The sequence below is a fragment of the Kitasatospora sp. NPDC049285 genome, assembly GCF_040678815.1.
Classification (GTDB): Bacteria; Actinomycetota; Actinomycetes; order Streptomycetales; family Streptomycetaceae; genus Kitasatospora.
Genome location: NZ_JBFAQR010000015.1, coordinates 90,406 through 111,566, shown reverse-complemented (window position 1 = coordinate 111,566; position 21,161 = coordinate 90,406). Strand labels below are relative to the sequence as shown.

At 71.4% G+C, this 21,161-nt stretch carries 24 protein-coding genes and 3 pseudogenes; 11 read left to right on the top strand and 16 right to left on the bottom strand.

Annotation, left to right across the window (positions count from 1 at the left end; genetic code table 11):
* Positions 1–3: 3 nt before the first annotated feature.
* The gene (locus AB0K51_RS13320; protein WP_363453826.1) at positions 4–1,005 is read left to right on the top strand and encodes a YihY/virulence factor BrkB family protein; all 1,002 of its coding nucleotides are present in this window, start codon (positions 4–6) and stop codon (positions 1,003–1,005) included.
* A 1-nt stretch (position 1,006) separates the two neighbouring features.
* Here the strand turns inward: AB0K51_RS13320 and AB0K51_RS13315 are convergent, their stop codons facing one another.
* Entirely contained in the window at positions 1,007–2,041 is a 1,035-nt protein-coding gene (locus AB0K51_RS13315) for a cation diffusion facilitator family transporter (RefSeq protein ID WP_363453824.1), read from the bottom strand.
* A gap of 285 nt (positions 2,042–2,326) precedes the next feature.
* Between AB0K51_RS13315 and AB0K51_RS13310 the strand changes: the two genes are divergently transcribed.
* The gene (locus AB0K51_RS13310) at positions 2,327–4,471 is read left to right on the top strand and encodes a catalase (RefSeq protein ID WP_363453822.1); all 2,145 of its coding nucleotides are present in this window, start codon (positions 2,327–2,329) and stop codon (positions 4,469–4,471) included.
* 33 nt (positions 4,472–4,504) lie between these two features.
* Positions 4,505–5,461, top strand: a complete 957-nt coding sequence (locus AB0K51_RS13305) for a TIGR03557 family F420-dependent LLM class oxidoreductase (protein WP_363453820.1) — start codon at positions 4,505–4,507, stop codon at positions 5,459–5,461.
* Between the two features lie 20 nt (positions 5,462–5,481).
* Here AB0K51_RS13305 and AB0K51_RS13300 read toward each other — a convergent pair whose 3' ends face one another.
* Both AB0K51_RS13300 and AB0K51_RS13295 read right to left on the bottom strand, forming a co-directional pair.
* On the bottom strand, positions 5,482–6,210 hold the full coding sequence (locus AB0K51_RS13300; protein WP_363453818.1) for a class I SAM-dependent methyltransferase: 729 nt from the start codon (positions 6,208–6,210) through the stop codon (positions 5,482–5,484).
* Positions 6,211–6,216: 6 nt separating this feature from the next.
* On the bottom strand, positions 6,217–6,903 hold the full coding sequence (locus AB0K51_RS13295) for an HAD family hydrolase (protein WP_363453816.1): 687 nt from the start codon (positions 6,901–6,903) through the stop codon (positions 6,217–6,219).
* A 153-nt stretch (positions 6,904–7,056) separates the two neighbouring features.
* Between AB0K51_RS13295 and AB0K51_RS13290 the strand changes: the two are divergent.
* Positions 7,057–7,167: pseudogene (locus tag AB0K51_RS13290) on the top strand (short-chain dehydrogenase); the annotation flags it as partial.
* 377 nt (positions 7,168–7,544) lie between these two features.
* Here the strand turns inward: AB0K51_RS13290 and AB0K51_RS13285 are convergent.
* From AB0K51_RS13285 to AB0K51_RS13275, 3 genes and pseudogenes are all read right to left on the bottom strand, one after another.
* A pseudogene (locus tag AB0K51_RS13285) lies at positions 7,545–8,294 on the bottom strand (YbdK family carboxylate-amine ligase); the annotation flags it as partial.
* A 70-nt stretch (positions 8,295–8,364) separates the two neighbouring features.
* The gene (locus AB0K51_RS13280; protein WP_363453814.1) at positions 8,365–8,544 is read right to left on the bottom strand and encodes a hypothetical protein; all 180 of its coding nucleotides are present in this window, start codon (positions 8,542–8,544) and stop codon (positions 8,365–8,367) included.
* 125 nt (positions 8,545–8,669) lie between these two features.
* Entirely contained in the window at positions 8,670–8,837 is a 168-nt protein-coding gene (locus AB0K51_RS13275) for a hydrophobic protein (protein WP_363453812.1), read from the bottom strand.
* A gap of 894 nt (positions 8,838–9,731) precedes the next feature.
* On the opposite strand from AB0K51_RS13275, the gene AB0K51_RS13270 reads away from it, so the two are divergent.
* The 3 genes from AB0K51_RS13270 (at position 9,732) to AB0K51_RS13260 (ending at position 11,529) form a co-directional block, all read left to right on the top strand.
* On the top strand, positions 9,732–9,950 hold the full coding sequence (locus tag AB0K51_RS13270) for a hypothetical protein (RefSeq protein ID WP_363453810.1): 219 nt from the start codon (positions 9,732–9,734) through the stop codon (positions 9,948–9,950).
* 261 nt (positions 9,951–10,211) lie between these two features.
* Positions 10,212–10,772 (top strand): hemerythrin domain-containing protein, encoded by a 561-nt coding sequence (locus AB0K51_RS13265; RefSeq protein WP_363453808.1) that lies wholly within the window; start codon positions 10,212–10,214, stop codon positions 10,770–10,772.
* Positions 10,773–11,010: 238 nt separating this feature from the next.
* Positions 11,011–11,529: a hypothetical protein gene (locus AB0K51_RS13260; protein ID WP_363453806.1), complete on the top strand. Its 519-nt coding sequence runs from the start codon at positions 11,011–11,013 to the stop codon at positions 11,527–11,529.
* A 39-nt stretch (positions 11,530–11,568) separates the two neighbouring features.
* On the opposite strand, the pseudogene AB0K51_RS13255 reads toward AB0K51_RS13260, so the two are convergent.
* From AB0K51_RS13255 to AB0K51_RS13210, 10 genes and pseudogenes are all read right to left on the bottom strand, one after another.
* Positions 11,569–11,751: pseudogene (locus AB0K51_RS13255) on the bottom strand (DUF6766 family protein); the annotation flags it as partial.
* 22 nt (positions 11,752–11,773) lie between these two features.
* Positions 11,774–12,313: a hypothetical protein gene (locus AB0K51_RS13250; protein ID WP_363453804.1), complete on the bottom strand. Its 540-nt coding sequence runs from the start codon at positions 12,311–12,313 to the stop codon at positions 11,774–11,776.
* A 140-nt stretch (positions 12,314–12,453) separates the two neighbouring features.
* A complete protein-coding gene (locus tag AB0K51_RS13245) occupies positions 12,454–12,885 on the bottom strand; it encodes a gas vesicle protein K (protein ID WP_363453802.1) in 432 nt (143 codons plus the stop codon).
* Complete coding sequence (locus tag AB0K51_RS13240) at positions 12,882–13,121, bottom strand: gas vesicle protein (RefSeq protein ID WP_363453800.1); 240 nt, start codon at positions 13,119–13,121, stop codon at positions 12,882–12,884. Before AB0K51_RS13240 ends, AB0K51_RS13245 begins: the two co-directional genes overlap by 4 nt.
* A complete protein-coding gene (locus AB0K51_RS13235; protein WP_363453798.1) occupies positions 13,118–13,912 on the bottom strand; it encodes a GvpL/GvpF family gas vesicle protein in 795 nt (264 codons plus the stop codon). Before AB0K51_RS13235 ends, AB0K51_RS13240 begins: the two co-directional genes overlap by 4 nt.
* Positions 13,909–14,349, bottom strand: a complete 441-nt coding sequence (locus tag AB0K51_RS13230) for a gas vesicle protein (protein ID WP_363453796.1) — start codon at positions 14,347–14,349, stop codon at positions 13,909–13,911. Before AB0K51_RS13230 ends, AB0K51_RS13235 begins: the two co-directional genes overlap by 4 nt.
* Before the next feature lie 39 nt (positions 14,350–14,388).
* Positions 14,389–14,640 carry a gas vesicle protein GvpG gene (locus AB0K51_RS13225; RefSeq protein ID WP_363453794.1) on the bottom strand — a complete coding sequence of 84 codons (252 nt, stop codon included), beginning with the start codon at positions 14,638–14,640 and terminating at the stop codon, positions 14,389–14,391.
* Positions 14,641–14,653: 13 nt separating this feature from the next.
* Positions 14,654–15,367, bottom strand: a complete 714-nt coding sequence (locus AB0K51_RS13220) for a GvpL/GvpF family gas vesicle protein (RefSeq protein WP_363453792.1) — start codon at positions 15,365–15,367, stop codon at positions 14,654–14,656.
* 1 nt (position 15,368) lies between these two features.
* Positions 15,369–15,812, bottom strand: a complete 444-nt coding sequence (locus AB0K51_RS13215; RefSeq protein ID WP_363453790.1) for a gas vesicle structural protein GvpA — start codon at positions 15,810–15,812, stop codon at positions 15,369–15,371.
* Between the two features lie 71 nt (positions 15,813–15,883).
* Positions 15,884–16,261, bottom strand: a complete 378-nt coding sequence (locus AB0K51_RS13210; protein ID WP_363453788.1) for a gas vesicle protein — start codon at positions 16,259–16,261, stop codon at positions 15,884–15,886.
* Between the two features lie 463 nt (positions 16,262–16,724).
* Here AB0K51_RS13210 and AB0K51_RS13205 point away from each other — a divergent pair, with 463 nt between their 5' ends.
* The 4 genes from AB0K51_RS13205 to AB0K51_RS13190 all read left to right on the top strand — a co-directional run bounded on the left by AB0K51_RS13205 (position 16,725) and on the right by AB0K51_RS13190 (position 20,614).
* Positions 16,725–17,675, top strand: coding sequence for a histone protein (locus AB0K51_RS13205; protein ID WP_363453786.1), 951 nt, complete (start codon positions 16,725–16,727; stop codon positions 17,673–17,675).
* A 3-nt stretch (positions 17,676–17,678) separates the two neighbouring features.
* On the top strand, positions 17,679–18,764 hold the full coding sequence (locus tag AB0K51_RS13200; protein ID WP_363453784.1) for an SRPBCC family protein: 1,086 nt from the start codon (positions 17,679–17,681) through the stop codon (positions 18,762–18,764).
* 156 nt (positions 18,765–18,920) lie between these two features.
* On the top strand, positions 18,921–19,094 hold the full coding sequence (locus AB0K51_RS13195; protein WP_363453782.1) for a CsbD family protein: 174 nt from the start codon (positions 18,921–18,923) through the stop codon (positions 19,092–19,094).
* Between the two features lie 251 nt (positions 19,095–19,345).
* Entirely contained in the window at positions 19,346–20,614 is a 1,269-nt protein-coding gene (locus AB0K51_RS13190) for a PP2C family protein-serine/threonine phosphatase (RefSeq protein WP_363453780.1), read from the top strand.
* The last annotated feature ends 547 nt before the right edge of the window (positions 20,615–21,161 follow it).

Genomic DNA, 21,161 nt, shown 5'->3' with positions numbered 1-21,161 from the left:
GACATGAATCCCGTCGAACGCCTGATCCGAGCTGTCGACCGCGCCCAGCAGCGCCGCACAGCGGTGGCGGTGGTGGTCGGCGTGGTCAAGAAGTACGGCGACGACCGAGGGGGGCTGCTGGCCGCGCTGATCACCTACTACGCGTTCGTCGCACTCATCCCGCTGCTGCTCCTGTTGTCCACCGTGCTCGGCTTCGTCCTGCACGGCCACCCCGGCGCGCAGCACGCCGTGGTCGACTCCGCGCTCGCCGACTTCCCGATCATCGGAGACCAGCTGCGACAGAACATCCACACCATCCAGGGCAGCGGCCTGGCACTGGTCGTCGGCATCGCCGGGCTGCTGTACGGCGCGCTCGGGATCGCGCAGGTCCTTCAGCACACCATGGCCGAGGTGTGGAACATCCCCGGAACCAAGCGCCCAGGCTACTGGATGCGCCTGGCCCGGAGCCTAGCCCTGTTCGCCGTCCTGGGAACGGGACTGATCGTGGCCACCGCGGCCGCGAGCCTGGTGACGACCACCCTCGCGGGCACCGCCGCCCGCATCGGAGCCCTCGTGCTGTCCGCGCTCGTCAACTCCGCCCTGTGCCTGGCGTGCTTCCGCATCCTCACCCCCAAGCCGATCGCCCTGCGCTCCCTGCTCCCCGGCTGCGCGCTCGCCGGGCCGCTGTACACGCTCCTGCAGGCCTTCGGCGCCATCCTGGTCACCCACCAACTGCGCCACGCCACCGAGGTCTACGGGTTCTTCGCCACCGTGATCGGCCTGCTGTCCTGGCTCTTCCTCGTGGCGCAGGTGACGTTGTTCGCGGCGGAGACGAACGTGGTCCTCGCCCGAAGGCTGTGGCCGCGCAGCCTCGTCCAGCCCCCGCTGACCGAAAGTGACCAGCGGGTTCTGGAGTCCGTCACCCTTCAGGAGGAGCGCCGCCCCGAGCAGCACATCGATGTCGAGTTCGAGGACCCCGCCCCCAGCTCGGCGGACGAGGAGGACGGCTCTGAGGGCGAGCGATAGGTCAGTCCGGCACGTCGTCGCGCCCGGGGGCCACGTCGTCGAGTTCACGTTTCAGGGCGCGCGCCCGGGCACGGCCCTCGGAGCCGGCGTCGATGATGTCGAGGAACACCTGGTCGAAGACGGGGCAGGCCTGGCGTAGTTGCCGCTTGATCCGCACGCACACCTCTTCGACCTCCTCGCTGTCCAGGCCCTCCCGCAGGTCCACGCGGGCTGCCAACAAGGCGGAGTCGGCACCGAGCCGCATGGTGAGCAGGGCGGTGACTGCGTCGATCTCCCGCTGCTCCGCCAGCAGCCGGCGGGCGTCTCGCTGCAGGCGGGGGTCGACTGCCTGCCCGACGAGCAGGCTCTGCGCCTCGCGGCCCAGACGGACGGCGACGCCGATCAGGAGCGCGCCGATGGCCACGGCTGCGGTACCCTCCCAGACCGGGTTCCCGGTGAGCTGGTGGGCGGCAACGCCTGCGGTGGCCACCAGGACACCGAGGACGGCGGTGGAGTCCTCGGCGAGTACGGTCCGTGCCGTGGGGTCGCTGGTCCGCCAGATCTTCCGGGGTCCTCGTGTGCGGGCCTCACCGCGCAACTGCACGACCACCCGGACGAGCGAGGTACCGTCGGCGATCAGTGCCACGAGCAGGACGGCGTACACCGGGAGGAAGCTCTCGGGTCTCGCGGGTGGGGCCAGCCAGGTGTGGACGCCCTGGTAGAAGGAGAAGCAGCCGCCGGTCACGAAGATGCCGACCGCGGCGAGCAGCGACCAGAAGAACCGCTCCTTGCCGTAGCCGAACGGGTGGCGTGAGTCTGCCCGGCGGCGGCTGCGACTCAGGGACGCGAGCAGGAACACCTGGTTGATGCTGTCGGCGATCGAATGCGCGGCCTCGGCGAGCAGCGCGGGTGAGGGTGCCAGCACACCGGCGACCGCCTTGGCGACGGCGATCACGAGGTCGGCCACCAAGGCCACCACGACGGTCACCCGGGTTGCCCGGTCGTCCGGGGCGCGGCTGGTCCCCGTCGGGGGCCAGGGGCTCGGGTCGCGGTCCATGGTGATCGGAACGGCGAAGCAGCGGCTGTTCCGGAGACCCGGTCAGGGTTTCGCGGATTCCGTGGCGGGTGCGATCTCCGTCATCGTGCACATGACTCCTCCAGGGGGAGTGCCGGCCTTAGGTACGTCTTCCCTGCGGAAGCGGGGTCAACCGGTCGGCCCGAAGGTCCGTTCTGAGATGGTCCGTGGGGTTTGGTCCTGGGCCGGCCGGGCAGCCGACGGGCGGTGGGTGCTGTATCGGCTGGCTTCCGCCGCCTGCGATCGCCACTGGAAGGAGCACGTGGCATGACCGTCAATCCCGGACCCCCCGAAGGCCGCCCCGAGCCGCGCCCGGTCACCGAGACCCGCAATCCGGGCCCGCCGACCCACGGCGAGCGCGACGCCAAGGACACCGCTCTCGACGCCGCCCGGGCCGTGGATCCGGACGGGCCGCTCACCACCGACCAGGGCGTGCGCGTCGACGACACCGACAACTCGCTCACCGTGGGAGAGCGCGGTCCGACGCTGCTGGAGGACTTCCAACTGCGCGAGAAGCTCACCCACTTCGACCACGAGCGCATCCCCGAGCGCGTGGTGCACGCCCGCGGAGCCGGTGCCTACGGCTTCTTCGAGCCCTACGCATCGCTGGCCGAGTTCACCTGTGCGGACTTCCTGCAGGAGGCCGGGCACCGGACTCCGGTGTTCGTGCGGTTCTCGACGGTGCAGGGCCCGCGCGGATCCGCCGACACCGTACGCGACGTGCGCGGCTTCGCCGTGAAGTTCTACACCCGGCACGGCAACTACGACCTGGTCGGCAACAACATGCCGGTGTTCTTCATCCAGGACGCGGTCAAGTTCCCCGACTTCGTGCACGCGGTGAAGATGGAGCCGCACAACGAGATCCCCACGGGAGGGTCCGCGCACGACACGTTCTGGGACTTCTGCTCCCTGCAGCCGGAGTCCACGCACATGCTGATGTGGGTGATGTCCGACCGGGGAATCCCGCGCAGCTACCGGATGATGCAGGGTTTCGGCGTGCACACCTTCCGCCTGGTGAACGCCGAGGGACGGGGCACCTTCGTCAAGTTCCACTGGAGGCCGAAGCTCGGCACCTACTCGCAGGTCTGGGACGAGGCCCAGATCACCGCCGGGCGCGATCCCGACTTCCACCGCCGTGACCTGTGGGAGGCCATCGAGGCCGGCGACTTCCCCGCGTGGGAACTGGGCGTCCAGCTGATCCCCGAGCAGGACGAGTTCGCCTTCCCGTTCGACCTGCTGGACCCGACGAAGCTCGTTCCGGAGGAACTGGTCCCGGTGCGGCCGGTGGGCCGGATGGTGCTGGACCGCAACCCGGAGAACTTCTTCGCCGAGACCGAGCAGGTCGCCTTCCACACCGCCAACATCGTGCCGGGTATCGACTTCACCAACGATCCGCTGCTGCAGGGCCGCAACTTCTCGTACCTGGACACCCAGCTGATCCGCCTCGGCGGCCCGAACTTCTCCCAGTTGCCGGTCAACCGCCCGGTCGCCGAGGTGCGCACCAACCACCGCGACGGCTACGGCCAACACGCGATCCACCGAGGTACCGGCTACGCGCCCAACTCGGTCGGCGGCGGCTGCCCGTTCACCCTGGGGGGAGCCCGCCTGCCGGAAGGGGTGTTCGAGCACTACCAGGAGCGTGTCGACGGCACGGCGATCCGCCGGCGCAGTCCCAGTTTCGCGGACCACTACAGTCAGGCCGTGCTGTTCTGGCGCAGCATGGCCGACTGGGAGCAGGAGCACATCACCGCGGCCTTCTCGTTCGAGCTCGGCAAGGTCGCGGACCAGACCGTGCGGCGCCGCACGGTCGCCAACCTCTCTCGGGTCGACGGCGCGCTCGCTGCGGAGGTGGCCCGCCGCATCGGGGAGCCCGAGCCGTCCGCCACGGCCGACGAGATTGCAAGCGAAGGGCCGCAGGTCTCGCCCGCACTGAGCCTGGAGAATCAGCGCGGCACGGGCATCGGCACCCGCAAGATCGCGATCCTGGTCGCGGACGGGGTGGACGCCGCGCAGGTGCGCACCGCGCAGGCGCGGTTGCGGGCCGAGGGTGCCACGGCGGAGACCCTCGCTCGCCACGGCGGGATGGTGGTCGGGCGCGGGACCAAGGACGTGGCGGTCACCCGGGCGCTGGCGACCACAGCGTCGGTGCTGTACGACGCCGTGGTCGTGCCCGACGGCACCGACGCGCTCGCCGGTGATCCGGATGCAATGCGGTTCGTCGGCGAAGCCCTGCGGCACGGCAAGCCCCTCGCCGTCCTCGGGTCCGGAACCGCGTTGGGCGAGGCTGCCGCCGGTGGAGGCCTGCGGGACGTCGCCGGGGTCGCGACGTGCGGCAGCGGGCGACATGCCGACGCCGCGTTCTGGGACCAGTTCGTTGCCCTGGTCGGGCAGCACCGGTTTCCCGACCGCTGACACGCACGCCGAGCGTGGAAAGGAGCAGATCCAATGACCGAGTACGGGTACTTCCTGTCGTGCGAGGAGTTCACCCCGGCCGAGCTGATCGACCAGGCCCGGCGGGCGCAGCAGGCGGGGTTCACCCGCCTGGCGATCTCCGACCACTTCCATCCGTGGAACGACGCGCAGGGCAACAGCGCGTTCGTCTGGTCGATGATCGGGGCGCTGTCGCAGACCACGGCGCTGCCCGTGACCACGCTGGTGACCTGTCCGACGGTGCGGCTGCACCCGGCGGTGACTGCGCAGGCCGCCGCCACGTCCAGCGTCCTACTGGGCGGGCGGTTCGCGCTCGGTGTCGGCAGCGGGGAGGCGTTGAACGAGCACGTCCACGGCGATGCGTGGCCGTCCTTCGACGTCAGGGCGGCGATGCTGGAGGAGGCCGTCGAGGTGATGCGCGAGCTGTTCACTGGCGAGCAGGTCAGCCACCGCGGGCGGCACTACACCGTGGACAACGCCCGGCTCTACACCGCCCCGGCCGGTCCGCTGCCGATCTACGTGTCCGGGTTCGGGCCCAGGGCCGCCGAGTTGGCCGGCCGGATCGGGGACGGTTTCGTCACCATGACCCCGGACGCCGACCTGGTGGGTGCCTTCCGCGACGGCGGAGGCCAGGGCGCGAAGGTGGTGGGCGGCGTGAAGGTGTGCTGGAGCAGCAACCGGGACAAGGCCGTCGACGTCGTGCACCGGCTGTGGCCCACCGAACTCCTGCCCGGCGAGCTGGCCCAGATCCTCCCGACCCCCGCACACTTCGAGCAGGCCAGCAGCCTTGTCACCCGCGAAATGGTCGCCGACGCTGTGACCTGCGGCGACGACGTGGAGGAACACGTGGAGACGGTGCTGGCCTACGCGCGCGCTGGCTTCGACGAGGTCTACGTCGGGCAGATCGGCCCCGACCAGGAGGTCTTCTTCGACGCCTACAGCGAGCTGGTCCTGCCCGCCGTCAAGCACTGACCCGGGTCGGCCGAGGCAGCTTACCGGGCGGGGCGGCGCGCACCGGTGAGGTCGGCGGCGGGGGCCTGAACCGTGCGCAGTCCCGCGGCTTCGAGTTCCTCGGCGAGCTGCTCGGGCCGGACAGGCCACATGTCGAACGACTCCTGTGCTTCGCGCAGCACTTTCCCCTCCCGCTCGACGCGATAGGTGAAGACGGTCCGCTCGATCCCGCGGTGGGGCCGCCGGGTGATGTCGGCGCTGTACTGGTCCAGTCCGAGACGCACCGGACCGAGTCGTCCTGCCGGCTCGTACCCGCCGGGCAGGTGGGCCGGTGGCGGGTCGAACAGCAGCAGGCCGCCCGGTACGAGGGCCGTCGCGATCGCCTGCCAGGTGGCGCGCCTGGTGTCGGGGTCCAGGCAGGCGATCACGCCGGAGGCGACGGCCAGGTCCGCCACGGCGGTCAAACCCGCCGTCGCGAGGGATTCGGCGTGGACGGTGACCCGGGCGCGCTGGTCCGCCCCGAGGTGAGCCAGGCGGGACAGCAGGGCGGCACGCATGGCCGGCGCCGGTTCGACGGCGTGGACCGGGACGCCCGACGTCCTCAGCAGCACCTCGGTAACGATCCCGGTGCCGGCGCCGACATCCACGATCGCATGGCGGGCACGGGCGGCGGCGCCGACGAACCGCCGCTCGGCCATACGCCGGTCGGTCTCGGCCTGCAAGAGGTCGTAGAACTCGGCGGTGACCCCGTAGCTGCCGGTGTCGTCCACGCGCGGCTACCGGCCGTGCGCGGCGTAATGGGCCGGGTCCGCGAGGGCGCTGCCGTCGAGACGGGCGAGGAGGTCGCCGACGTCGCGGTGGACTTCGAGGGCGCCGGCTGCCCGGAGGGCCCGCTCGCCGAAGCCCCCCGAGAGCACCGCGACGCACGCCACCTTCGCCAGGGCGGCGGCCTCCACGTCCCACGGGGTGTCGCCGACGAACAGCGCCTCGGCCGGTGCGGCGCCGGACTTCGCGAGCGCGGCGCGGACCAGGTCGGGCGCGGGCTTGCTGGCCTCCACGTCGTCGGCGCTGGTGGCGTGGTCGATCGCGTCGTCGGCATCCAGCACGCTGCGCATCACCCCCAGGTCGCGTTCCGAGGCGGAGGAGGCGAGAGTGATCGTCCACCCGCGCCGCTTCAGCTCCCGCAGGAGCTCGCCCGCACTGTCGAAGGCGCGCAGCCGGGGCCAGAACCGGGCGAACAACGCCTGCTGCGCCGCACTGATCGCCTGGTCCTGCCTGTGGTCGCGATCCTCGCCCAGCACGTGGTCCAGAAGCTGGTCGGCGCCCATGCCGATCGCCCCGTGGATGCGGGCCATGGGCGGGGTGCGGCCGAACTGCGCGAGGGCCTCGGTCCAGGCGACGGTGTGCCAGTAGTTCGTGTCCAGCAGGGTTCCGTCGACGTCGAACAGCGCTGCGACCGACATCACAGCCTCCCTCGCGTGTGCACCTGACCGGCCGGTCCGCCTCGACGCTACGTCCCCCCATCCGGTGCCGCACGGCACGAGGCCCGTTTGCCGCGCCGCATCGGGGAAAGCCGGAGAAGTACGGAACCTACGGAGCCTGCATGCCGCACGGTCGTGGTCACCGGAGCCAGCGCGGGCATAGGGCGAGCGTGTGCGGTGGCGTTCGCGGCCCGCGGCGACCGCCTGGCGCTGATCGCCCGCGGCCGGGCCGGTCTGGACGGCGCCCTGCGTGAGGCCGAGCACTCCTGGCGCGCAGGCGTCATCAGGAGCGCATCCGCCCCGCCGCGGAGGGGCCGCGCGGAGCAGTCCGCGGTCGTCGCGGCGAGCGCGTCGGCCACGTCCGACAGCGAGTTCCGCCGGGCGAACACCGCCCGCTGGGTGTCCGCGCCCGTGCCGTCGGCCAGGATCCTGGACGCGAGCTGCCGGGCCGGGCCGAGGTCGCCGTGGGCCGCCAGCCCGGGCGCGGCGCGGTCCAGCACCTCGGCGACGAGCACCCGCATCGGCACCGCGCTGCCGCTCGCCACGTCGAGGCCGTCCCCGCGGACGCCGCCGTGCGCGGCCCGCCGGTGCGCCTCCCGAAGCCGGGGCTCCTGGACACGCGGCCCCGGCTGCTCCTCGTCCAGCAGAGCCCGTACTAGGCCGCGGACCAGGATCGCGAGCAGGACCGTGACGTCGACGTCGGCGTTCACGTCCGCGACCCGAACCTCCAGCGTCGGCAGGTGCTCGGACGGTCGGGCGTACCAGTAGATCGATCGCCGGTCGAGGACCGCGCCGGTGCGCACGAGTTCCCCGACGTGCCGCTCGTACCCCGCCTCGTCCAGGCACGGGGCGGGTCCCACCGTCGGCCAGCAGGCGTAGCGGGACGCGCGGGCGCTCGCCGCGCCGCTGTCCAGGCCTTCGCAGAACGGGGAGTTGACGCTCAGTGCCTGGACGACCGGCAGCCACGGCCGCAGCCGCCTGCTGACGTCCAGGGCTTCCGGCCGGCTCACGTCGCCGACGTGGACGTGGCAGCCGCACAGCTCGCCGCCGATCCGGTCGGTGATCGCGGGGCCGACGCGCGCGGCCATCCGTCGGTACCGCGGCCCGTCGTTGATCGGCAGCGGGTGCGCACTCGGCAGGACGGGCGATCCGGATGCGATCAGCAGGCAGTCCTCGCGCGCGGCGGCGGAGGCCAGCACGGTCCGGACCGCGACCAGTTCGTCGCGCAGTTCGCCGGCCGTCCGCACCGGCGGTGTACAGCCTTCGACCTGGGTGGCGTAGAACTCGCACTGCGCCCGGTCCCCGAGCAGGCGCCGCGCCTCCCGCAGTACCGAGGCCGCCCTGGGTACCGTCGCGCGGGTCCGCGGGTCCACCAGGAGGTACTCCTCCTTCCACGCCCAGTTTCAGGCGCCGCACCTGGTCGGTCCCTCGGGGCATCGTGGGTCAGTCCTCGCCGAGGACCGCGTAGGACTCGGCGTCGTCCAGCTCCGGCGGACGCCGCGCCTTCTCCTCGTGCGGGCGGCGCAGCGGGAGCGGGAGGCGGGGGAAACCCTCGCCCGCGAGGGTGACGACGTGGTCCGATCCGGTGCCCCGGACGGGGCGGTGGTCTTCGGAGGTTCGCATGGGATCCTCCCTCCAATCGGCCGACGCCTGTCGGCCTCGTGAGCCGCGCCTACCCGGCTCTGATCAGGCAAGTCCCGGTATCGGCCGGCCCGGGCGGGCGGCGCCCGCACCGCCCGGGCCGTTCGTCACCAGCGGTACCAGCGGCGACGTCCGCCTTCGGCAGCCCCGCCGAGGACGAAGCCCAGTAGCCAGACGACCAGAACGGCGAGCGCCACCCACCACAGAACGTGAACGGCGAAACCGGCGCCTCCGAGGATGAGGGCCAGCAGGAGAACGATGATCACTAGGGCCATGATGTCTGCACCTCCGGCCCAACCGTCTGCCCCGCCGGCTCCGTCGTACTCCTCCCGGGCCGTGATCCTCGTGACTGTCGGTGGCCGAAACGGGGGCCAGGCCGACGCGCCGAGGCCCTCACGGTTCGTACCGACTTCGCCCGCCCGCCGCTGCGTGCTTCGGATGGGGTGGACGCCGGTCGGCGGTCGACGCCCGGTGGTAGCCGGCGACAGCACGGCCAGGGCGGACGCGTGGAGGCGTCCGCGTTCCCGGCGGTGGCGTGTGAGCGACCGTCGCCGGGATGACGGCATGTCATGAGTGGGGGAGCGGCCGGCGGCGATGCCCGTGGTCAGGCCGGATGGCCGGCGTCACCTCGCGCAGGCGCAGTGGCCGCGCGAACCACGCGAGGGCGTCAATCAGAACGGGGACCGCGAACGGGCCCGGGCGCCAGTCGACGGCGGCGAACCTGTCGACGGTGTCTCCGCTGCGGCCGGATGGAGCACGGGCCCGCGAAGCCCACCAGGCAGGGGGCACGGCGCGGGGGCCGGCTGCCGAGCACCCGCCCAGGGCGGGGCTGCCGAGCCCCGGTGCGAGCCGCCCGCCGATCCATCCCACTGCGCTCCTGCCCCCGGTTCCCGTGAGCCACGGACCGTCAGCGGCGCACCCCGGTACGGCCTCGCGGCTACCCGCGGGTCCCCGTTCCACGCGCCCGGGGCGCAGTTCGCCCTGCCCGGCCGCCGGGGCGGGCGCGAGCCACGAGGCATGGCGAGGAGGAGGCGCGTGCCGGGATCGGCCCCGGGTAGGCGCGGGCGGGAGGGGGCGAGCGTAAGGAGAGCCGACATGATGACTGTCGCTTCAGCGGTCACCGCGCCGCTGCCGCCGGCACCGATACCCCTGCGGCGTGGGGAGCGGTCATGAGTCACCGGGCGAGCACGGACTACCCGGTCCGTCGTGGACACGAGCCGGGGGACCAACTGCGCCGGGTCGCGAGTGCCCAGCTGGAGCTGATGGCTCAGGACGTGCGCCGACTGACGCTGGCCCTGCACGACCTGTCCGGTCGTGAGCGTGCCCGGCGGGGTGCCCCGGCCCAGCGTCGCGGCCCGCACCCCCACGCGGACAGTGCCGCGGCCTGACCGCGCGAGCGCAGGGGAACCGCATCGGCGTCACGGGAGAAGGCCGCTGGGGCGAACCGCTCGCGGAGAAGACCGTGCGGACGCTCGTGACACCGACTGCGCCACGGCGTCGCGCCGAGACGCGCGGCGCCGTTGGCGGCCGCCCGCCGTCCGATCGGGTGAGGCTCCGGGCCCGGGCTCGGGTCGGACCGCCCACAGGGGGAACGCCTTCCACCCGGGTGCGGACCGACCCGCCCGCGGACGACGAGAGGCAGGAACGGCATGGGGCACGGCGGGAACGTGATCGAGGAGCTGATGGCCGACCACCGCGAGGTGGAAGACATGTTCGGCCGGATCCAGAGCATGGGCGGAGGGGGCCAGGCGCTCCGCGGCTCGATCGACGAGGTCACCATCGAACTGGTGCGGCACTCGGTCGCCGAGGAGCAGTACCTCTACCCCGCGGTCCGCGAGCACGTCGAGGGCGGCGACGCTCTCGCGGACAAGGAGATCGAGGACCACCGCCTGGTCGAGGACCTCCTCAAGCGGCTGGAGGACCTGCGCACCGACGACCCGATGATGGACCCGACGCTGCAGCAGTTGATGGACGAGGTGTCCGCCCACGTGGCGGACGAGGAGACCAACCTCTTTCCGATGCTACGCATGGCCTGTACTGCGGAGCAGCTGGACGACCTCGGGGACAAGATCCGCCGGGCGAAGGCCATGGCTCCCACCCGGCCGCACCCGTCGGCCCCGGACAGTCCGATGGCGAGCAAGCTCCTCGGCCCCGGTGTCGGCCTCGTCGACCGGGCCCGTGACTTCGTGACGGGCCGCGGAAAGTCCTGATCGTCCCGAACGGGCCGGCACGTTCGACCGGTCCTCGGCTGGCACCCCGTCACGCCCCGCCTGACCGGGCATGTCGCTTTCACGGTCGGGCAGGGCGTGACGGGGGTCATGCCCTCGGCCCGGGCCCCGTGCCTACACTGGTCGGCCACGAGCGGGGCAGTGCGGCTCCGCGACGACCAGCTCGCGCACCCCGATCAGCCCGATCCGGGCGAGCACCGCCCTGAAGGGGCCGACCGCCGTGCCCATCGACCTGACCCCCGTCATAGCCGCCTCCACTCGCTGGCTGCTGGCCGCCTATCCCGCTCCGGGCGGCGCGTTCAGCCGGGCCCTGGCCGAGGCCCAGGCCCGCCAGGCCGCCGCCCTGGCCGCCGCCCTGCGCTACCCCACCGCGATGGACGTCGAGCTGCTGCACCTGCTCGGACCCAGCGGATCCGACCGTCTCGACTGGCTCACCGACCACAGCCCCGCGATCCCCGGCACCCCGGATTCGTGGCGGAGCTGGGTCGACGAGGCCGTCGTCAGCTGGGCCGCCTGCCTGCTCGCCGATTCCGCTCTCGCGGCCCTCGCCCGCCGGGCCCTCACCGACACCGACCACCACGCAGATGCCGGTGACCCGTACCGCCTCACCCACCCCGGCGCCCACGACACCGGGGCAGCCGTCCTGCTCCGCCATCCCGATCTCCTCGAACCCCTCGCAGCCCTGCACCGCGCCGAACTCGTGAAGCTGCTCAGCGCCCAGGGAGCCGGGATGCCGTGACCCGTCGTCAGGGGCCCGGGACGGAACGTGCAACGGGTGTCAGCCTTCGACGCCGGTGGCGGTGCGGGCCGCGCCGACCGGTTTCGACTCCGGTGAGCCGCGTTGGCGCAGGTACATGGAGAGGATCGCCATGGAGGCGACCGCGAGGAGTTCGGACTGCCAGTTCTGCACGGTGCGGTTCCAGAAGTCCGCGGACAGGACGTAGTCCCACCATGTGAACGGTGGTCCCGGGCTCCCCAGGCTGCTACGGTGCCGGGTTCGAACCGGTGCCGGCCTGCCCGGTGTCAGGCCGCCGGGCCAGCACGGCGCTGCTGACCAGGCGATGCCAGTCGTTGAGTGTGCGCGCCTGCGCGGCGGCCCGTTCGGCGAGGCGGTCCAACTCCTCCTGGTCCAGGCGCTCGTCTCTTGCGGCCACGGCGCGAAGCGCTCGCCACAGCGCGGCTTTGCCCTCGACGCCGGTGCGCAGCGTCTCCAGTTCGATCAGGTCGCTGAGCGGGGAGCGGTGCATGATCGTCCCGTTGGGCTTGAGGCGGCCGAGTCGCTCACCTGCGAGGCCGAGCCAGGTCCGGTAGCGCCGCACGGGCACGCCGAGCCGGTTCATGATCCGGACCAGGTCGTTGCGGTCCTGCTCGATGTCGCGGGCCAGCTGCCACATGTCGTTCGAGCGGGTGCTGCCCGGGTGAGCACGGGCTATGCGGTCCGCGAGCGCAGCGCCGCCGAACGCACCGGTAAGGTGATCATTCAGGTAGACGTGCAGGGGTTCGACCAGGAGTTGGGGCGACACGTCGGCTCCTTCCGGTGGTCGTCGCGGGCGCGCCGAGCAGGCGTGTACGGCGGCTGCGGGCCGGTGACGGCGGGGCACACGGCCCGGCCCATCAATCGTGGCGCGCGGTTCTGAAAGCCGCCCGCCGGCCGTGGCTGCGCTCAGCCGCCCGGCCTGCTCCTTCGCCGGTCGTCGGAGGGCAGGAGCGGCCCCAGCGGTCCCAGATCGAGGTTGAGGTCCTGCATGGTCAGGCCGTACCGGGCGCAGAGCTCGGTCATGCGGTCGTGCAGGGCCATGAGGGTGGCTCCCAGCTCCTCTTCCTGTTCCTCGGTGAGGTCGCCTGCTTCGACGCGGTGGAGTGCCTGGCGTTCCATGAGCTGACGCAGGAGCTCGACGAGGGTGAGGACGAGTCTCATGAGGTCGCGTTCGACGGTTTCGGGGTCGGTGGCGATCCTGCGCGGGGTCGTCCGTGGGGTGCCGCGGCCGGCGGGCGGGTTGTCGTACGCGGTGGCCGGCAGGAGCCGGAAGGCGCGGGCGGCTGCTCGGGCGACTTGGCCGTAGCGATCGGGGTGGTCAGAGCGGCGGGGGGTCATGGCGTCCCCGTTCGCGCGGTGTTGGAAGCGTTCCACGGGGCTGGGTTCTTCTCACTGATGGACACGATGAGGGCGCGCAGCGAGATCCGTACGAGGTCGATGTCGGCGATGGACAGCACGATGTCGCCGGTCAGGACCACTCCACCGCTGAGCAGTCGGTCCAGCAGGTCGATGAGGGCGACCTGCTGCTGTGGCAGAGGCGTCCTGGAGCGGTCCGGGCCGTTTTTGATGCTCACGACGGGCTGTCGGGGTCGGGGAGGGCGGCGAAGGAGTAGGGGGCCCAGGGGCCGGTGACGTCGACGCGCACGCCGGTGAGGCCGTCGGTGCAGCGCATGGCCTCGTCGCGGAAGGCTCGGAGGTGGTCGACGGGCACGAGGTAGGCGTCATTGCTGACGTTCCCTCCTGGCCCTGTGGCCAACTCGCCTTCCTGGATGCGGTGGTGGGCCCGTTCCACGGCGTGGGCACGGGCGGCCGCGGCGATCCGCTCGGCTGCCAACACCGCGGCGTGGTGGGCGTCGTTGCGTGCATGCTGCTCGGTGCGGCGTCGGCGCAGGTAGGCGCGCCCCGGGCTGAGCGCCGGAGCAGGGGGAGTCGGCGCCGGGGGCGTGGTGAGGTCGACGTAGAGCTTGACGCCCAGCTCGACATGCCCGGTCAGGCGGTCCAACCTCTCCAGGAGGAGTGCGTGCCGGACCTGGAGCATGTCGCGTACCCGGTTTTCGTCGAGGTAGACCGTCGCCAGACGGAGGGGGAGGACGGTGGTGCGGGCGGCCAGCGCCTCGATGACCCCGTGGTGGGCGCGGGCGAGGGCTTCGAGCCATGCGAGGTCCTCGAAGTGTGCACGCAGTGCCGTCTCGCGAAAGTCGTCGTCGGGGACGGAGCTGACGACGGCCACCAGATCGGCGTCAAGGCGGGAGGGCACGACGTGGACGGGGGAGCCGGCGACGCCGGTGACGGCGTCGAGGTCCGCGGCCAGGCCCGTGCTGGGGCGCGCGACGGCGTAGACGTAGGACAGCGAGGTGGCGCTCATGTGCCACCTCGGGTGGAGCCGGGGTCCGCGGAGGGCCGCTTCGTCGGGCGCGCCGAGCGGCGCGGCGCGGGCTTCTCTTCGGGCTCGTCAGCGGGCGGCAGCGCGGCGTTCGCGCCCAGCGTCTCGAGCTGTTCGCGCAGCCGCCGGTTTTCTTCCTCGAGGGCGGACGGGCCTTCGCCGGCACGGGAGGACAGGGAGGGGTCGTGCTCCCACCAGTCGATTCCCATCTCCTTGGCCTTGTCCACGGAGGCGATCAGCAGGCGCAGTTTGATGGTGAGCAGCTCGATGTCGAGGAGGTTGATCTGGATGTCGCCGGCGATGACGATCCCCTTGTCCAGGACGCGTTCCAGGATGTCGGCGAGGTTGGCGGAGGACGGCTCGGAGGGCGCGGACCTGGAAGGGAGGGAACCGAGGCGGTTGGCAATGGGATCACTCACGGGGGGCCTCTCTCCTTCGCTCGTCGGTCGACCGCGAGGTCACCGGCCTCGGCGCTGGGCGTGGGCCCTGATCTCGTCGAGACGGTCGAGGAGTTCGTCCTCGCGCCGGTCGAACGTCTCCTCGTCGATCTGCCCGGCCAGGAGCGCCTTCTCGAGTTCGGCGAGTTCCGTTTCGACGGGCGCGGGATCGTAGTACTCGTACTCAGCGGTCTCGACGACGCGCTCAAGCACCCAGACGGTGCCGCGCACGGGGGCCAGCGGAAGGGTGAGGATCTGGGTGATCAGGCCCATGGTTCGGCGTCCTTCACACGAAGCTGTAAGCGGGCAGGGGGCCGTTCAGCCGCAGGTCGAAGTCTTCGCCGAGTTCGCTGGTGAGGTTCTTGCCCGCAGCGAGGAACGGCTCCCGGTGGTCGTGATCCACCAGGAACGAGATGTTCAGGAAGTCGTTCCCGGTGGGCTCGGACGTCCGCTGCCGGCGGGTGTGGGGGCGCAGCGCGTCGGTGACCTCGGCGGCCAGCGCCCGATGGCGGGCCTGGACCTCCTTGGCGACGAGTTCGCCGAGGGCGAGCGCCAGGTCGGGCGTCCGGTCGCCGGCTCTGATCTCGTCGTTGAGCTGTCTGGCCCGGGAGGACTCTAGCAGGATCTGGCGAAGGAGGGCCTCCTCGTCGACGGCCGCCTTGAGGTGGTACTCGACGCAGCCTTCCAGGTCCGCCAGTCGCTGAAGGTACTCGTCGCGGCGCTGCTCCAAAGCCGCGCGCACGGCGTCGTCGTCGGGTGCGGTGAGGCCGAAGCGGAGCGGCAGGACCGTGCCGTCGGCCATGAGACGATCCTGGACGGTCTGATGGGCCAACAGGTCGCGGCGCTTGGGCCGCAGCTCCTCGGGTGCGTCGCTGACGACGGCGCACAGTGGTCCGGCGTCCACGGTGCGCAGTGCCGAGGGATCGGGTCCCACGCCGGCCAGGCCTTCCAGGTGGCGCGGGTGGTCGGCGGCGGTGATGGAGTACACGTAGACGGCCATGTCACTCCTCCCGTCGCCTGGTGGGCCGGCGAGCAGGCCGGGTCCGCTTCGGCGCGGGCTCCTTCTCCTCGTCGTCCTCGTCGCTGTCGCGTCCGAGATGCAGGGAGTCGGTGACGGCTTCGACGGCGCCGCTCAGTGCGCCCTTGCTCTTTCCGCGTGCGCCGCCCTCGGTGACCTCGCCGACGATGTCCGTGAGCTGGGTCGGGGCTTTGCGTCCGGATTCCAAGTCGAGGCGGTTGCACGCCTCGGCGAAACGCAGATAGGTGTCGACGCTGGCGATCACGATGCGGACGTCGATCTTCAGGATCTCGATGCCGACCAGGGAGACCCGGATGAACACGTCGATCACGAGACCGCGGTCGAGGATCAGCTCGATAACGTCGTAGAGACTTCCGGTGTTTCCGCTGCGGGAAACACCGCCTGCGCCTTGCGGCACCACAGTCACGGTGCCTCCCTTCGCCGTCCGCCGCCGCGGTGAGCGCCAAGGCGTTCGCTTCGGATGCGACGCGGGTGTTGTCAGGTCGGCCGGTCGATCTGACCACGGGTGTAGCGGCGGATCCGCTCGTAGGACTGCAGATCGCCGTCCTTGTCGAGAGTGACCCGGTAGCTGGCCAACACACTCGTCGTCTCGGGAATGCGCTCCAGCTCCACCACCTCCACGTCGGCCTGCCAGCCGTCATCGATGGGCTTCAGCGCCGACACCGACTCGGGAACGCGACCGAGGAGCTCGGCCAGTTGTTCCGCTGCGGTGCGCATCGCCTCTGCGGCCGACACGTGGCGCCGGGAGCGTCGGGGCTCCGCACCCTCCGTCCGACGGGGAGCGCCGCTGCGGGGTCGGACGGGGCGCGCGCCAGCCTTCGTCGGCCTCGTGTCGTCGTCCTCGTCCGCGGCCATGCTCTCTCTCCGAATCGGAGACGCTCTCACGCCAAGCGGATGCCCGATATGTCCCCATGCTAACTGCCCTGCTGCTGACGAAATCCGGGCGCGCGGCCAAGGGGCGGGACGCGCCGTCCACCGTCACGCGCGACCGACCGGTCCTCACGGCAGGTCGTAGGCATCGAAGTCACCGCCCTGGGTACGCGTGAACGGCGTACAGCGCCAGACTGGAAGCGTGGGAGTCCGTCTCGGCCTCCCACAAGCGGCGACTGCCTGCACGCCCGGAGCGGCCTCGTCTGGACGCGGCGATGGCCGCACCCGACGACGTGCTGCGAATGGGCGCCGACCTCACACGTCGCGCGGCCCGGGTGGGCTCACAGGAGTCCGGCGTACGGCAGCGTCCGGAATACGGCATCAGATTGGCCCCCCCTTTGCTGGTGCCGAGCCCTCCAGAAGGGGTAAGCGCCAGGAAGGGAGAATCATGAAGGACACCACCAAGGTAGCCCTGGCAGCCGCCGTGGCGGGCGGGTACGTGCTCGGGCGTGCGAAGAAGGGACGCCTCGCGTTCGCCGCCGCCACCTATCTGGCGGGGCGCCGGTTCGGGTTGGACCCCCGCCAACTCGCCACACAAGGCCTGCGCAAGCTCAGCGAGGTCCCCCAGGTCGCGGAGCTGAACGAACAGGTCCGCGGCGAACTGCTGCAGACGGGCAAGAAGGCCCTCGCAGCAGCTGCCGACCGCCGTATCGGCGAGTTCGCCGACACTCTGCGCGAGCGCACCCTCAATGTCGGCAAGCCCAAGCCGGACGAGGGCCGGGAGGACGAGGACGAGGACGAGGACTCGGGCGAGGACGAGTACGAGTCGGCGGAAGACGAGGACTACGCGGAGGAGCCCGAGGCTGACGAAGAACCGGAGGATGACGAAGAAGAGGTATACGAGGAGCCGGAAGGCGACGAAGAGCCCGAGGAAGAAGCGGAGGAACCCGAGAGCACCCGCCCGGCCAGGTCGGCACGCAGGCGCCGCACCGCGTCCGCCGCTGAAGAGCCGGAGGACGAGCCGCGCCCGGCCAGGTCGTCGCGCTCGCGTCGCAGCGCGCCAGCCGCCGACGAGCGGCCGCGGTCCTCCCGCGCAGCAGCCAGCCGGTCCGCGCCCAAGGCTGCTGCTCGCAAGCCCACCAAGGAGGCTGCGGCACCGGCGAAGAAGGCAGCCCCGGCGGCGAAGAAGGCGCCCTCCAAGAGTGCTCCCGCTGCCAAGCGGGCACCGGCCCGCTCCACGGCCTCGAAGACCGCCACGGCCAAGCCCGCGGGCAAGAAGGCGGCGGCACCGGCCAAGAAGGCGCCCGCCAAGAAGGCACCGGCCAAGAAGGCACCGGCAAAGAAGGCCGCTGCGAGCAAGAGCACCGCCACGTCATCGACTCGCACTCGGCGGAGGTGAGCCATGGCTGCCACCGACGAGAAGTCCTCCGAGATGTCCGGCGTCGATCGACTGCGCGAGGAGGCCGTCAACTACCTTGGCGCCCAGCTCGAGCACCTCGTCGAGAAGGCCGGTGACAAGGTCTCAGATCTCACCGGCACCCTCGGCGACGTCATCGAGAACGGCGGCGTCCTGCCCAAGACGGGTGCCCGCGTCCTCCAGGGCGATTCACCGGTCAAGGCGTTCATCGGAGAGAAGGCCAAAAGCGTCAAGGACAACGTCGTCGACAAGGTCAAAGGCGCCTTCGGCGGGGGCGGCAAGCCCGGCCGCAAGGCCGGCAAGAAGACGATGAACATCATCGAGACCGCGGACGTCGGGGTACCTGTGCGCACGGCCTACGACCACTGGACCCAGTACGAGGACTTCAGCGGCTTCGCCAAGGGTGTCCAAAGCGTTTCCCAGGGCGATGAGGTGACCACCGACTGGAAGGTCAAGGTCGGACCCTCCAAGCGCAGCTACAAGGCGACCGTCCAGGAACAGGTGCCGGATGAGCGCATCGTGTGGACCTCCGAAGGTGCCAAGGGCAGCACCCGCGGAGCCGTGAGTTTCCACGAACTCACCCCGACCCTGACCCGCATCGTCCTGGTCGTCGAGTACTACCCCAGCGGATTCTTCGAGAAGACCGGCAACATCTGGCGTGCCCAGGGCCGACGCCTACGCCTGGACTTCAAGAACTTCCAGCGGCACGTCTCCCTCACGAACGACGAGGCAGAGGGCTGGCGCGGCGAAATCCGCGACGGCGAGGTCGTCCGCACCCACGACGAAGCCATGGAGGAGGAAGAAGCCGCCCGGGACGACCAGCCAGAGGACGACGACTACGACGACGAGGACCAGTACGAGGAGGACGGCGAGCCCGAGGACGAAGACGACTACGACGACGCTGAGGAGACCGGGTACGACGAGGAGGAGGGCGGGGAACCCGAAGCCGAGGACGAGGGCGAGGAGGACGAGGGCGAGTACGAGGGCGAGTACGAGTACGAGGACGACGAAGCGCCGGAAGACGAGGAAGAAGAGGCCGACGACGGTCGCCGCGAGGGCCGGTACCGGTGAGTCGGGTGGGCCGGTTTGTTGGCCGCGGCTTCCGGGCGGAGTCACCTGGGGCTGCCGGTCCGAGGGGGAGGTGAAGTCGACGGGCCCTGCGGCGATTAGATGCGGCTGTGCGGGTAGACGCGCGAGGGACAGAAGCCTTTGTACGAGGAGGACCGCATGGGTGCAGCAAAGAAGGTCAAGCACACGGCGAAGACCGCCAAGGGAAAGGCCAAGGAGGCGACCGGGAAAGCCGTCGGGAACGAGAGCCTCGTCGTGAAGGGCAAGGCCGAACAGATCAAGGGCGACTTGTCGCAGGCCGGCCAGAAGACGAAGGACGCGCTGAAGCACTAGCGCGTCGTCGGCCCCGATCCTCCGGGCCCAAGGGCGCCGCCGGCGTTCGCCGAACACGGCGAAACACCGGCGGCGTCTGCCGTCCTCCCGTGCTTTCGGGGCGACAGAGCCTTCCGGCCATTACGACCGCCGGTGGGCACCGCACCGGACGGCGGGAACGGCACCCAGTCGGGGAGCCGGCGCGCGACGTCCGGCTTCGGCGGCAGCGTGCCGGTCTCCTGCTGCACCCTGGTGAGCGGCACAATGACCAGGTGAGGCGAGCGCAGGTGAAGAAGGGGACCGAGAAGAGCGGACAGGCGGTCCAGGACTTCGACTTGGGAACGGTACTCGCCGACGTGGTGGCTGCCGCCCACCGCCTCGCGCCGGGGGAAATTCCGGCGCTGGTGCAGGACACCGCCGTGCGGCTGGGACTGTCGCAGGCGAGCGTGTACATCGCGGACCTGCAGCAGCGTGAACTGGTCGCGCTGCCCACGCCGGCGCAGGTTCAGATCCTCGTCCGGGGGCTGCCTGCGGGGCTGGAGGCCCTTCCGGTGGACGCCTCGCTCGCCGGTCACGCCTACCGGACGGAGACATTGCAGGTAGCCGCGGGCGGTGGGGACCCTTCCGGCGCGCTCGGCTGGCTGCCGTTGGTGGACGGCATCGGGCGCCTGGGCGTGCTGCGGGTGGCTGCCCCGGAACTCGACGGCCCGCTGCTGGAGCGGTGCCAGACCCTGGCCGGCCTGACGGCCATGATCCTCGCGTCCAAGCAATACACCAGCGATGTCCTGGCACAGACCGCGCGCAGTCGTCCGATGAGCCTGCAGGCGGAACTGCTCTGGGCGTTCGTGCCGCCGAGGACCATCGGCACTGCCGCGGTGACCTCGTCCGCCGTCCTTGAGCCGGCCTACGAGGTCGGTGGTGACGCCTTCGACCACAGCCTGGCCGGCACCCGCCTGCACCTGGCCCTGTTGGACGCCATGGGCCACGACCTCGCCTCCGGCGGCTGCAGCGCGGTCGCGCTGGCCGCGTGCCGCTCCACGCGCCGCGCCGGCGGCGGCTTGGTAGACATCGCCGAGCAGATCGACCAGACGCTGGCACGCTGGATCCCCGAGCGGCTGCTGACCTGCGTTCTCGCCAACCTCGACACGGCCAACGGCCGACTCGACTGGGTCAACTGCGGCCACCCGGCTCCGCTGCTGATCCGCGGCCGCCGCATTGTGACCGGCGCCCTCGAACGCACCCCGCACCCGCCGCTCGGAATCAACAGCCCCGGCCTGCCCGCACCGCAGACTCACACCGCCCGCCTCCAGCCCGGAGACCGAGTGTTGATGTTCACCGACGGCGTCACCGAGGCCCGCTCGCCCACCGGAGACCTGTTCGGCGAGGAACGCCTCGCCGAGACCGTCGTGCGCGCCATGGCCGACGGCCTGCCCGCGCCCGAGGCGCTGCGCCGCCTCATCCAGCAGATCACGCTCCACCAGGACCAGCGGCTGCGCGACGACGCCACCATCGTCCTCGCCGAGTGGCACCCTCACCGCTGATCCTGACTACGTGCCACCACCGCCTGGCACACGGGCGGTCTGCGGAGCCTGCGAGGAGGTGGCGGTAGCGAGGCAGTGCGCGCGTCCGCACGGCGCGCCTGCAAGAGCCCGGAGCCGGCCGAACTCCTCTGAGAACGGAACGGCGAACGGCTGATCGTGTACGTGGTGCCGGACGCGGGCAGCCCTGCGGTGCCCCGGAGGACGCGGCGTTCACCAGGGACCCAGGAGGGAGCACGCACTCTGTGCAGCCGTTGCCGTTGTCCTCGACACAACGCTGGTGGGCATCCGCGAGCTGTTCCAGGAACCCACCGTCGCCGACGCCAGGCACCACGCACCATGCACCAGACGGTCGGGACCTTCGACGCGGGTCGAGGTCTGCAGGACGCCGCGCGGTCGGGCTCGCCGGGCCCCTGGAGGGTGAACATCTGGTGACCGAGCCTCCTTGGGGATGGGCCATGAGCGAGAGTGGGGCCCAGAGCCGGCTGGGTGGCCGTCTGTCGGGAGGACTCCGGAGGCCCATCGCTCTCTACGGCGTGCTCGCTGGCCG